The 13,778-nt window shown below is 39.3% G+C and carries 7 protein-coding genes; 6 read left to right on the forward strand and 1 reads right to left on the reverse strand.

The window, feature by feature from the left end; all coding sequences use genetic code 11:
• The first annotated feature begins 192 nt into the window (after positions 1-192).
• The 6 genes from P2W73_RS01020 (at position 193) to bglX (ending at position 13,216) form a co-directional block, all read left to right on the forward strand.
• Positions 193-3,624, forward strand: a complete 3,432-nt coding sequence (locus P2W73_RS01020) for a SusC/RagA family TonB-linked outer membrane protein (RefSeq protein ID WP_276500108.1) — start codon at positions 193-195, stop codon at positions 3,622-3,624.
• Between the two features lie 17 nt (positions 3,625-3,641).
• Complete coding sequence (locus P2W73_RS01025; protein WP_276500109.1) at positions 3,642-5,213, forward strand: RagB/SusD family nutrient uptake outer membrane protein; 1,572 nt, start codon at positions 3,642-3,644, stop codon at positions 5,211-5,213.
• Positions 5,214-5,322: 109 nt separating this feature from the next.
• A complete protein-coding gene (locus P2W73_RS01030) occupies positions 5,323-6,117 on the forward strand; it encodes a LamG domain-containing protein (protein ID WP_276500110.1) in 795 nt (264 codons plus the stop codon).
• Positions 6,118-6,288: 171 nt separating this feature from the next.
• Positions 6,289-7,485 carry a family 16 glycosylhydrolase gene (locus P2W73_RS01035; protein ID WP_276500111.1) on the forward strand — a complete coding sequence of 399 codons (1,197 nt, stop codon included), beginning with the start codon at positions 6,289-6,291 and terminating at the stop codon, positions 7,483-7,485.
• A gap of 59 nt (positions 7,486-7,544) precedes the next feature.
• Positions 7,545-10,865, forward strand: coding sequence for a VCBS repeat-containing protein (locus P2W73_RS01040; RefSeq protein WP_276500112.1), 3,321 nt, complete (start codon positions 7,545-7,547; stop codon positions 10,863-10,865).
• 65 nt (positions 10,866-10,930) lie between these two features.
• Positions 10,931-13,216, forward strand: coding sequence for a beta-glucosidase BglX (gene bglX / locus P2W73_RS01045; protein WP_276500113.1), 2,286 nt, complete (start codon positions 10,931-10,933; stop codon positions 13,214-13,216).
• A 3-nt stretch (positions 13,217-13,219) separates the two neighbouring features.
• On the opposite strand, the gene P2W73_RS01050 is transcribed toward bglX, so the two are convergent.
• Positions 13,220-13,363: a hypothetical protein gene (locus P2W73_RS01050; protein ID WP_276500114.1), complete on the reverse strand. Its 144-nt coding sequence runs from the start codon at positions 13,361-13,363 to the stop codon at positions 13,220-13,222.
• Between the last annotated feature and the right edge of the window lie 415 nt (positions 13,364-13,778).

Genomic DNA, 13,778 nt, shown 5'->3' on the forward strand with positions numbered 1-13,778 from the left:
ATAAATCTTAAAAACGAAAACTTGCTTATGAAGAAAATACAATCCTCGACTTAGTTGCCGCTCACAATGCGTGAAGATTGGCTAAAAAGAAACCGGAAGTAGTGCAAATACCTCCGGCAAATAATCAGGCCGATCCAATTAAAAAAAACTCAGATTCTCTTTATTGTTCAACCTAAAAATCAAACCAAAATTATGCATTTGATTGCTTGTGGCCATGCCCTGAAACGAAAGGGGTTTGGAAAAATCTTGTTAGTGATGAAATTGACTGCCATTCTTTTGTTTAGTGCTTGCCTGACTGCTTCAGCTAACGGCTTTGCCCAAAACGTTTCGCTCTCTGAAACGAACGCTTCCCTGCAAACAATATTTAAAAAGATCAAAAAACAGACTGGCTACACCTTTGCTTACACAAAGGCTCATTTGCTTAAGGCACGGCCCGTTACAATTTCCATCAGTAATGCTTCAATTGAAGAAGTACTGGATCTTTGTTTTCAGAGCGGGCCATTGGATTACACAATTATCAATAAAACGATTGTAATTATTGATAAAAAAGACGAGCCTGGAAAGGAACAGCCATCCGTTCCGCCTCCTCCAATACAGATCCAGGGTAAGATAACCAACGACAAAGGAGAAACCCTGGCCGGCGCTTCTGTTGTGGTTAAAAGAACTGGCACTGGCGTAAGCGCCAACGACAAAGGTGAATTTAGACTTAATGATTTGATCGAAACTGATGTGCTGATAATTTCCTTTACCGGCTATCAAACACAGGAAATAGCCGTAAAAGGAAAAACCTTTTTGAATATTCAATTGAAACCAACAGAAAGCAAATTAGATGACCTGGTGGTGATTGGTTATGGACAAGCAAGTAAGCGGGACTTAACCGGTTCCATCGTTAAAATAAGTGGTAAAGAAGTAGCGGACAAGCCTAATACTAATCCAATATCCAGTTTGCAAAGTAAGGTGTCCGGTTTGTATGTTGTAAACAATGGCACACCAGGCTCGTATCCGGATATCAGAATACGTGGTACATTAAGTATCGGGCAGGTTGGCCCTTTATATGTAGTGGATGGAATAGTTACGGGTGATATTAATTATTTAAACCCGAATGATATTGAAAGCATCGAAGTTTTAAAAGACCCTTCTTCACTTGCTATTTTTGGTGTAAAAGGAGCAACAGGTGTCATTGCTATCACCACCAAAAAGGCCAAAGCCGGACAGACAATTATTAACTTTAGTTCTAATTATGGATCGAAACAACTGGTTGACAAACTTAAATTAGCTGATTCGAGCCAGTTCAATACATTATTTGCAGAAGAAAATGCCAATAACGGAACTACTACTCCGGATTACTCTGTCTTAAACTCCAATACCGATTGGATTGACGCCGTAACCAGAACAGGTATATTTAGTAACACTAACTTGTCTGTTACCGGAAGTACTGAGAAAAACAGGTTCTATCTCGGATTGGGATATACTATAGACGAAGGAATCATTAAACATCAGCGGCTTGAAAAAATGCAGCTTAGCTTAAGCGATGAATTCAGATTTAATAAAAATATAAAAGTTGGTTTTGTTTTAAATAGTTTAAGAACAAGTAATCCGTCAAATGTAGGCTATGCATTGGATGCTGCAAGAAAAGTTATGCCACAAGTATCAGCAGATCCAAAAACATTTGAAGTCTCTGACCCATATACAAATTTGCCTGTTTCAAAATCAATTTATTCAACTTTGTTTGATGCTATTCAAAATAGCGGAGTTTACAATCCGCTTATTCCAATGGAAAGTGAATGGAACAAGCTCAGAAGTATAGAATATAGAAATGTGGGATCTGTATATGCTGAAATAAATTTTTTAAAATACTTCAATATACGAACAGCCTATTATGCCGATGTAAGTAATGTGAATAGCAGGTCTTATAAGCCATTATATTATGCATACAACCCGGTATCTAACCTCCCTTTTTTATATAGTAACAGCACACAGGTTAATGAAACCAGTGCAGACTATAAAAAATTCCAGCAGGATTACATTCTTACTTTTAAAAAGGCATTTGGCGACCATAGTGTAACCACTACCACTGCTTTTACAACGAATTATTTTGGCAATTTCAACAGGTATGGCCAGTCTGTACAAGGTACAAGCCCTTCCGACCCTCCGATTCCTGATAACGAAGATTTATGGTACATCAATAATGGCTTTGGAATTGCTCAACCATCTGCATCATACCAGTCGGAGAATACTACGTTGTCATATCTTGCAAGGTTACTTTATAACTATAAATCGAAATATTTCCTTACTGCATCCTGGCGGAATGATGCATCCTCCAGGATTCCGCCTAAAAACCGTTACCAGCAATTCTGGGCCCTTGGTGGCGCCTGGGAAATGAGCAGGGAAAGTTATATGAAAAATGTAAGGGTGATTGATTATTTGAAATTGAAAGGATCAATTGGGGTATTGGGTAACCAGAGTTCTTACGGACCAGTAGGGGATTATCCTTTTTATCCTGCCATCAATCAAAACTCGGCGCCAGTTAGTTTCGGAAACAATATTGTAAGGGCCGCACAACTTTCCTATCAGATAAACCCTGATTTAAAATGGGAAACTATCGATGCATCTGAAGCGGGTATAGAATTAACTGCCTTCAATAACCGTTTGCATTTTGAAGCGAATTATTTTAATAAGGTTACCAAGGGAATGATGACATATCTCTCATTAGGCATTTTAGGCAGGCAAGACCAAATTGTAAACGGCGGTAAAATAAAAAACTGGGGAGAAGAGTTTTCTGCCACATGGAACCAGAAAGTAGCCAAAGATCTGGAGATCAACCTGGGCGGCAATATTACATTTATGAACAATAAAGTAGTAGAAGTAGCAACTGGCCTTCCTGGAGGACAAATTTTAGAATATAGAAGTGGTAACGGAAGAGCTCAGGCAAGAACCTCAGCGGGAAATCCAATTGGCTCATTTTATGGATATGTGGTGGAAGGTATTTATCAAAGCCAACTTGATATTCTTAAATCACCATCTGCTGCTTCTATTGCCGGTGGTGCTCCTATTAGTCCCGGTGATTTAAAATTCAAAGATTTAAATGGAGATGGTCTGATTACTGAAGGCGACAGAACGGTGATCGGTAATCCTTCTCCCGACTTTATTTATGGCGCTACTGTTTCCGCAACCTACAAAAGGTTCAATGTAAGTGTTGATCTTGGAGGTGTATATGGCAATGAAATTTACAGAACCTGGGGTACAATGGAATCACAATTTCAATTTGTGAACTACCCTGCATCAAGAATAAACAGGTGGCATGGAGCCGGAACATCCAATTGGGAGCCAATATTGAGTTCGAAACATCAAATTAATAGTATTGGTTCTACTTATAATATCGAAGACGGCAGTTATTTCCGTTTAAGAAATTTACAGATAGGTTACGATTTTGATCCCCGCATACTATCAAAAATTCATGTTAACAGTCTCCGTGTTTATGCAAATGCCCAAAACCTTAAAACATGGAAGCGTAATGAAGGGTATACTCCTGAGTTCGGCGGAAGCGCAACAGCCTTTGGGTTTGATGATGCAAGCGGCGCCATTCCACGGGTGTTCACTTTTGGATTAAACGTTACTTTTTAATAGTAAAAAAATTAAAAATGAAAACAAGTATTAAAATATTCAAATATTGCTTTTCTCTTGCAGCACTGGTGTTATTATTTACCGGCTGTAAAAAGTACTTAGACAGAAGACCGCTTACAGCTATCCTGAGTGATTATGGATCTGTATTAGACGTACAAGCTTTGAGTATGTACAAAATTGTTTATACCTATGGTGGGTTTAATGCACTACCCTGGTTGTGTTTTAACAGCTTTCGTGATGATGATGCGCAAAAAGGCAGTACAGGATCTGATCAGGCACAATGGACTGGTATATTCGATAACTATGCATATGCCAAAGACGAATCGGCAACTAATGCCTTTTGGGGAGATCATTACAACGTTATAAATAAGGCCAACGATTTACTTTATACCGCTGATTCTCTAAAACTTACTGATGTAGCATCATTAAAAAACATCGGAGAAGCTTATTTTTTTAGAGCGTTTTGTTATTTCGATTTGGTTAAGGCCTATGGGCAGGTACCTAAAATTGATTTTCATTATACCGTAGCCTCAGACGGCATAAAACCAAAATCTACAGAAATGGAGATATATGCTTTAATAGATAAAGATCTTGACTCGGCTGCCCGGTTGCTACCTGTAACATGGGGTAATTCAACAACCGGACAAAACCCTTTTCCGGGACGACTAACCAGTGGAGCTGCAAAAGCCTTATGGGCACAAACTTATTTGTTCAGGCAAAACTGGTCAAAAGTATTGGCAATAACTAACGAAATCATTAACTCAGGCGAGTATTCACTATTACCTAATTATACAGATATATGGAAAGATGGCGTTAATGGCGTTGGCAAAAACAGCAAGGAATCTATTTTCGAATTTCAGGCATTATTGAGTGCTTCCCGCACGGATGCTACCTCTAATACGTCATTCTGGGGAGTTACACAAAACTTAAGATCGGGTGGTGCCGGTCCGGAATGGAATTTGGGATGGGGCTTTAATATTCCCACCGATAAATTGGTAACTGAATGGTCTGATACCGACCCACGTAAAGCAGCTACTATTCTCTTCTCTGGACAATATGATGGTGGAACTGCAAATGGCGGTTATGGTGCATCATTGCCACCTTATAATCCGGGAGTTGCATTGGATCAGAAATACTGGAATAAAAAGGTTTATTCAGATCCTGCTATGCGTGCATATACCGGCACAACTACATGGGGGTATCCTGCCTGGATCAATCACAGGGTAATCCGTTATGCCGATATCATATTAATGAAAGCGGAAGCAGCCAATGAATTAGGTGATGGTGTCACTGCTGCTGCCATGCTCGAATTAATCCGTAACCGGGCAAGCAGAAATTTAGGCATCGGTCGCACAATTGTACCTTATATAGCATATACCAGCCAGGATCAAATGAGGTCAGCTATTAAGAACGAAAGACGCTGGGAGTTTGCTATGGAGGGGAAAAGGTTTTACGATCTGGTTCGCTGGGGTGATGCAGTATCTGTTTTAGGACCTTTAGGTTATACCCATCGTTGCCGTTATTATCCGATACCGCAACAAGTAATTGATCTGTCCGGTGGAGTAATAGTTCAAAACCCGGAATGGTAAGAAAGATAATGTCTAAACTAAAATGAATTTTCAGATGAAAAAGCATAATATATTTTTTAAATTTTGTTGGGCCTTTGTTGTAATTATTTTTATAGTTGGTTGCCAAAAAATGGATAGGCCGCTATTGGCCTCTGATTACCCGGTTGACCATACCGTTACTCCCACGACTCCATTAAGATTTTACGTGCCGTTTGATTCAACAGATAAATCGCAAAGCCAGATTAATATTCGTTTTATGGATTCCATTTCAGGATATCCGAGTCTTCTTCCGGATCAAAGTGTTACTGCAATTGCCGGCATCAGAGGCACTGCCTACAATTCCTCCAGTTCTTTTGTGCAATACTTACACACAAATGATTTTGTAGCAACTGCACAAAGTTTCACTGTAGCATTTTGGTTCAAACATGATGGTGTGCCGAACGATGGTCAGGCGCAATTTGTTTTTGCACTCCCTTCAACAATCGGGCATTGGTCTGGTGGTACCATGTTTTTGCTTTTAGATCATCCCGGAGCTGGTGCAACAAATGAACTGGCCGTTTTAAAATTTGTCGCAGTTGATAAAAACAATGCAGACGGCTGGTTTGAGTGGAAAGACGCAAACAGAATCCCCGGTATTCAGGATAATAATTGGCATCATTTGGCTTTTGTATATGACCAGGTTTCATCAAAAATGACCCTCTATATAGATGGCACAGCTCATTCGTATACTCCCGATTGGTGGGGTGGTTCGCATGGCGGTATTAATATGGATGCAACTAAAGCAGGCACATTAAAAATAGGTGGCCGCCCTAAAGAGGACTTAGGTTGGGGAAAATCATTCCTCGGCGGTTTAGATCAATTTCGTTTGTATAACACTGCTCTTACTGCTGCCGAAGTTGCGAATTTGTACAACGGTAAATTATAATTCTTGAATATCATAATAACGTGAGTTCGGGCTATTGAATTAATGCTTTAGTGATACCAGCTATAGTATTTCGTGGCATCGTTTCCTGGCGTTGCAAGCACTTTATCGGCTTGTCCCGAACTCACGTTATTCAACAAAAGAGAGACTAGAATACTCCAATCATTCAACGCAATGTTTAGTAAATATTTTCTGACCTTAATAAGCTCCTTTATTACTTGCATTAAGTTTACCGGTTGCAGTAAAAAAGAAACTAATGCAAGATTATTGCCGCAGGCTACAATTACAGGAGTTAGTCAGCTAAGAACAACAAGCTCTTCTCAGTTTCAATTTTCAGTATCGCTTGACAAGGTTACTGATCAAAAAGTAATGATTAATTATTCTACAGTAGCCGGAACAGCATTGGCTACTAAAGATTTTATTCCTGTAGCAGGTACGCTTACTATTGACGCCAACCAGAACAAAGGATTCATTGATGTAACCGTTACGGGAGACAGCACACGAAAAGAGGATCAATATTTTTATGTACAACTGGATAGTCCACAAAATTGCACCATTGCAAATAGTAAAGACACCGGAATCATTCTCAATAGAGACGGCACTTATTTTCCGGTTGATAATAGCGGGTATGTAGCGCCGGCCTCCTATGCCGGTTATTCGCTTGTATGGTCTGATGAGTTTAACGGGTCAAGTGTGGATCCGTCCACATGGACCTATGAAATCGGTACTGGTAATAATAGCTGGGGAAATAATGAACTTGAATATTATACGGACAGAACACAGAATTCATTTGTTTCTGATGGTCATTTAATTATTGAAGCAAGAGCTGAATCTTTTGGAGGACGCAATTATACATCTGCCAGAATGATCACTAAAAACAAAAAAATATTCAAATTCGGGAGAATAGATATCAGGGCCAAAATGCCTAAAGGCAAGGGTATCTGGCCGGCGCTTTGGATGCTGGGAAATAATATTGATGCAGTTCCCTGGCCCGCTTGCGGAGAGATTGATATAATGGAAATGATTGGACAGGAACCAAACAAAATAGTTGGTACGTTTCATTGGGGTAACTCCATCGCTACCCGTGCTTTAAAATGGACCAGTTACACATTAAGCAGCGGCAGCTTTGACCAGCAGTTTCATGTGTATAGCCTGATATGGAAGGAGAATGAAATGAAAATATTAATTGATGATCAGATGTATGCATATATGACACCCGCCGATATGGCGCCAGGTAGTACCTATCCATTCAACAACGATTTCTTTTTTATTTTCAATGTTGCAGTAGGTGGTCAATTGCCGGGCTCTCCGGACAATACAACTGTATTTCCACAGCGGATGGCGGTGGATTATATAAGAGTGTTTCAATAAAGTCAGTCATTTCTTTACTTCCGAATTTGGAACACGGTTTAAAACAAAAAATAAGAAAATTGAATATTACCAAAATAAAGGGGGCTGTAAAATATTGTGCTTTTATTATTGGCATAGGAAAGGCTTTATTCTTTTTCTCATGTAATGAGAAGCCACATGCGTTTACATCATTACCGTCTTCAAAAACCGGCATTGCTTTTATCAATGCCCCAATTAAAAAAGAATTTATCAATATTCTTTATTACCTCTATTACTACAACGGTGGCGGGGTATCGGTTGGTGATATTAACAATGATGGTTTGCCGGATATTTATTTTACCGCAAATAATAAAGCGGGTAACAAACTCTATCTGAACAAAGGTAATTTTCAGTTTGAAGATATAACAGAAAAAGCAGGTGTGGCAGGTATTTCCGACTGGAGCAGTGGTTCAACTATGGCAGATGTTAACGGAGATGGATTCCTTGATATTTATGTATGTTCAGTAAGCCAAAAAAATCAACTGCAGGGTCATAACCAGCTTTTTATTAATAATGGAAACAACACATTTACCGATAAAAGCAAAGACTATAATTTAGATTTTTCCGGCTATTCTTCACAAGCAGTTTTTTTTGATTACGACCACGATGGCGATTTAGATTGCTATATTTTAAACCAGTCTCATTATCCTTTAGATAATTTAGTTGATACTTCAAATCGTCGTACTTATGACAGCCTTTCAGGCGACAGATTATACAGAAATGACCTTTCAACTACCCGAAAATTTACAGATGTAAGCAAAGATGCGGGTATTTATCAAAGTAGTTTGGGATATGGTTTAGGAATTGCCGTTGCTGATTTTAATAATGATGGCTGGGATGATATTTATGTAGGAAACGATTTTCATGAAAACGATTATTATTATCTGAACAACGGGAACGGAACATTTACCGAAAGCGGCGACAAACATTTCAATCATTACAGCCGCTTTAGTATGGGTAACGATGCAGCCGATTTTAATAATGATGGACAAATGGATTTGATAACCGTGGATATGCTACCACCAGATGAAAAAACATTGAAGACTTATGGCAGCGACGAGAATCCGGATATCTATAAATTGAAGCTAACCAGGAATGGTTATCAAAATCAATATTCCCGGAATTGTTTACAGCAGAATAATGGCAGCGGAACATCTTTTAGTGATATAGCGCTGATAAATGGAGTTGATGCAACTGACTGGAGTTGGAGTCCACTGTTTGCGGATTTTGATAATGATGGCTACCAGGATCTGTTTGTCAGCAGTGGTATTGTTAGGCGGCCGGTGGACATGGATTACGTACGGTTTATTTCCAATCTCAAAATGCGGAATACTGATAATAACACAGATAAAGATGATGAGGCAGCGATAGCACAAATGCCTGATGGCTCTTCGCATCCTTTTTTATTTAAGAATAATGGGCAATCTTTTTCCGATGTAAGTAATGCCTGGGGAACAGGTAAAATGAAAGGATATTTTAACGGCGCTGCTTATGCCGATTTAGATAACGACGGCAATCTTGATATTATAATTAATGCACTAAACGCTCCTGCGATTATTTTAAAAAACAACTTACCAAAAAAGAATTCACTGATCTTGAAGTTGAAAGGCAACGCTCCCAATACGTTTGGAATTGGCGCGAAGGCATGGGTATTTGCAGGCGGTAAAAAGCAATACCGCCAGTTAATGCTTACAAGAGGTTTTCAATCCTCTTCTGATACGAAACTATATTTCGGTTTGGACAGTTTACGAACTGCAGACAGTTTGCTTATCGTATGGCCTGATCAAAAATACCAGGTCGTTAAAAATATTTCAATTTCATCCAGCCCAATAGAAGTAAAAGCATCTGATGCATCGGGTAAATTCGACTATAAAATTTTCTTTCCCGAAAGAAAAATATTGTTTGAAGACATCACCAATCAAATTTCAATTCCCTGGCAACACAGGGAAAATGATTTTACAGATTTTAATGTACAATACCTTATCCCGCACAGTGAAAGTACAAGAGGCCCGAAAATAGCTGTGGGAGACGTAAATGGTGATGGACTGGATGATTTTTATGTTTGTGGAGCAAAGGGACAAGCCGGTTCTCTCATGATTCAGCAAGCGAATGGTTCTTTTAAAGCAAGCGATACAACCTTGTTTAACATGTTCGCAGTTTGTGAAGATGTGGATGCAAAATTTTTTGATGCAAATGGTGATGGATATTTGGATTTATGGGTAGTAAGCGGAGGAAACGAAATGCCTGTTAATGAAATCGCCTCTGCAGACCGTTTATTTTTGAACGATAGCAAAGGGCATTTCATGTATGCGGCCAGTAACATCCCTCGTTTTTATGAAAACAAATCCTGCATTACGGTTGCAGATATAGACAAAGATGGAGATAATGATGTATTTCTCGGATTTCTTTCAGACCCTCATAAATATGGCATTCCGCAATCATCCAAGTTATACCTGAATGATGGCAAAGGGAAGTATTCGGTTGCTGATGTTAAAACGATTAATTCGTATAACTTAGGCATGGTCACCTCCGCCATCTTTGCTGATGTAAACAATGATGGGTGGCCCGATTTGATTGTTGCAGGCGAATTTATGCCGGTAACCATTTATTTAAACAACAAGGGACAATTTACCAAAACCCAATTACCGCAATCTTCCGGCTTATGGCAATCTTTATATGCAACCGACATCAATGGAGATGGGAAAACAGATTTCCTGGCAGGCAACTGGGGGCACAACTCCAAACTATGGTCAGGCAAAAACGGCCCGCTGAAATTGTATGTAAAGGACTTTGATAGCAACGGCTCGGTTGAACAAATTTTGTGTTATACGAAGAATGGAAAAGAATACACTTTTCTTGCTAAAGACGAACTGGAACGTTCTCTGCCGATATTAAAAAAAGCCTACTTGAACTATTCAGAAGTAGCGGGGAAAACAGTGGACTATATGCTCTATGATTTATTTAAAGATTATACTGAATTAAAAGCTGAACTATTAGGCTCCTCCTGCTTCATCAATGACGGAAAAGGGAATTTTAAAAGAACAGATTTGCCCGATCATCTACAATTAGCTCCTGTTTTTTCATTTGAACAAATAAACAAAAGCGCAACTGCTGATAACAGTTATATGTGCGGCGGGAACTTTTTTGGTGTTATCCCCTATGAAGGCAGGTATGATGCACAGCCATTGGCTTTATTTAACGCTGATAAGAATAGTGGTTTCAGTTATCTGCATCAGCCCAATTTATCATCAGTTCAGGGACAGGTGAGAGATATCAAATGGCTCAACACCGCAAAATTTGGAAAAATATTGGTGGTAGCAAGAAACAATGAACCCTTACTGTTTTATGCACAAAAGAATTAAATAACGCAAAACGGAAACTCTCTGGCAAAAAAATATTAACCAATTTATTGAAACAAAATAAGAAGATGAAAAAAGTGAAACAATTGTTATTCGGATTATTGATACTACTGGCAGTAAATGTATCTGCACAAACGGCGAAGGATGCAAAGATGAAAGCATTTGTAGATGCCCTGATGAAAAAAATGACGCTGGATGAAAAGATTGGTCAACTCAATTTACCCAGCAGCGGCGACATTGTAACCGGCCAGGCCAAAAATTCAAATATTGCAAAACAGATTCGTGAAGGAAAAGTGGGTGGCTTATTCAATATAAAATTGGTTGCTAAGATAAAAGATGTACAAAGAGTGGCGGTGGAAGAAAGCAGGCTAAAAATTCCATTGATATTTGGTATGGATGTGATTCATGGTTATGAAACCGTTTTTCCTATTCCATTGGCATTAAGTTGCAGTTGGGATATGAAAGCTATTGAACGCAGCGCACAGATTGCAGCAATGGAAGCCAGCGCTGATGGCATTTGCTGGACTTTCTCTCCTATGGTAGATATAGCCCGTGATCCTCGCTGGGGCCGCATTGCGGAAGGGAATGGCGAAGACGTTTATCTCGGTTCTCAAATTGCCAAAGCTATGGTAAAAGGCTACCAGGGAGATTTTTCAAAAAATACAAATATCATGGCCTGCGTAAAGCACTATGCGTTATATGGCGCTGCAGAAGCCGGTCGTGATTACAATACCACTGATATGAGTTATGCAAGAATGTTTAACGAATATCTCCCCCCTTACAAAGCTGCCGTAGATGTCGGTGCAGGTTCAGTAATGGCTTCTTTCAACGATGTAAATGGTATTCCTGCTACTGCCAATAAATTTTTAATGACGGATGTATTACGCAAACAATGGGGCTTTAAAGGCTTTGTAGTTACAGATTATACCGGCATCAACGAAATGACTGCACACGGCTTAGGTGATTTAAAAACCGTTTCAGCAATGGCACTAAAAGCCGGTATTGATATGGATATGGTGGGTGAAGGTTTTTTAACTACACTGAAACAATCATTGAAAGAAGGAAAAATTTCACTGCAGGAAATTGACAGGTCGTGCCGCTTAATACTGGAGGCGAAATACAAACTTGGTTTATTCGATAACCCATATAAATATTGTGATGAGAACCGTGCCAAAACCGAAATATATACTGCCGCCAGCCGTGCCGAAGCAAGAAAGATAGCTGCAGATTGTTTTGTATTACTAAAGAATCAAAACAATATTTTGCCTTTAAAGAAAAGCGGAACGATTGCGGTTGTAGGTCCATTGGGGAACAATAAAGAAAATATGCCAGGCACATGGAGTGTGGCCGCTAATTTTGATAAGCCAATTTCCCTACTCGATGGATTGAAAGCAGTGGCGGGTGATAAAGTAAAGATTGTTTACGCCAAAGGGTCTAACCTCGATGCAGATGCTGCTTTTGACGGAAGAGCCCGAATGATTTCAAAATCGTATGCGCATGACGACCGACCCGCCGGTGAAATTATTGAAGAAGCATTGGCAATCTCAAAAGATGCCGATGTGATTGTGGCTGCTTTAGGTGAAAGTGCAGAGATGAGCGGTGAATCTTCCAGCAGAACTAATATCGACATTCCTGCTGTCCAGCAAGATTTATTAAAAGCATTGCTGAAAACAAGCAAGCCTGTTGTACTGATTTTATTCACCGGCAGGCCATTAGCAATCAAGTGGGAAAGCGAAAATGTTCCTTCCATCCTGAATGTTTGGTTTGGTGGTAGTGAAGCAGGGTACGCTATTGCGGATGTGTTGTTTGGCGATGTAAATCCTTCCGGTAAACTAACCACCACCTGGCCACAAAATGTTGGACAGGTGCCCTTGTATTATAATCATAAAAACACCGGTCGCCCATTACCGGAAGGCGAATGGTTTCAAAAGTACCGCAGCAATTATTTGGATGTAACCAATGATCCTGTTTATCCCTTTGGTTATGGATTGAGCTACACTGCGTTTTCATACAGCGATGTAAAACTTAATACCAATTCTCCTAAAGGAAATCAAACGGTAACTGCAAGTGTAACGGTAACCAATACCGGTAACCGGGATGGCAAAGAAGTAGTTCAATTATATATTCATGATGTAGTTGGCGCTAACAGCAGGCCGGTAAAGGAATTAAAAGGATTTCAGAAAATAGAATTGAAAGCAGGAGAAAGCAAAACAGTTTCCTTCAGCATCAGTATAAACGATTTAAAATATTATCATACCAACATGAGTTATGATTGGGAACCCGGTGAGTTTGAGATCATGATCGGTGCTAATTCAAAGAATGTGAAAATGGCAAAGTTGAATTGGAGCAAATAAATATTAGATGTAATGCCGGATGGCAATGACATTGCCATCCGGGATACCATCCAGCTTTAGTATTGAGCACTGGCCAATTTTTTCCGGTGCTTTTCTAACTCTTGTTTTAGCTTCGCCTGGCTCGAAAAAAATCATCAAATTCTTCATATCTAATATCGGCTTGACTTCGAAACCAATATACCAGTATATTAAAATCAACCGCCAAAGACCACTTGCATACAAAGCAATAGGCCAAAAGATGCTTACTTTCAATCTATATTCGTTAGCAATGGATTACAAAGACCTCTTGCATACAGCATGCAATTTTTTGACATTTTTAAAACTTTTTTAAAACCATAGCCGTCGCTTTTCAGGCAATCCTACCTGAATGAAGTCATTGGAAGGACGTAAAGTGTTGAGTTGGTGTTTCGTAACATATTCATAAACAATTACTTGTATCGGTAAAAAGCATGGCATGCAAAAGGTCACCGGTTCGACTCCGGTAATCTCCACAAAAGGTTCTGATAATTTCAGAGCCTTTTTTTATGTTATTTACTGTTTATATACTTTATTCTGCTGTATT

The sequence above is a fragment of the Terrimonas pollutisoli genome (assembly GCF_029360765.1).
Lineage (GTDB): Bacteria > Bacteroidota > Bacteroidia > Chitinophagales > Chitinophagaceae > Terrimonas_B > Terrimonas_B pollutisoli.

Excerpts from the sequence above, each read along its gene's own strand:
- P2W73_RS01020 (WP_276500108.1), top strand. The coding sequence starts at position 193 with ATGCATTTGATTGCTTGTGGCCATGCCCTGAAACGAAAGGGGTTTGGA.
- P2W73_RS01025 (WP_276500109.1), top strand. The coding sequence starts at position 3,642 with ATGAAAACAAGTATTAAAATATTCAAATATTGCTTTTCTCTTGCAGCA.
- P2W73_RS01030 (WP_276500110.1), top strand. The coding sequence starts at position 5,323 with ATGGATAGGCCGCTATTGGCCTCTGATTACCCGGTTGACCATACCGTT.
- P2W73_RS01035 (WP_276500111.1), top strand. The coding sequence starts at position 6,289 with ATGTTTAGTAAATATTTTCTGACCTTAATAAGCTCCTTTATTACTTGC.
- bglX (WP_276500113.1), top strand. The coding sequence starts at position 10,931 with ATGAAAAAAGTGAAACAATTGTTATTCGGATTATTGATACTACTGGCA.
- P2W73_RS01050 (WP_276500114.1), bottom strand. The coding sequence starts at position 13,363 with ATGAAGAATTTGATGATTTTTTTCGAGCCAGGCGAAGCTAAAACAAGA.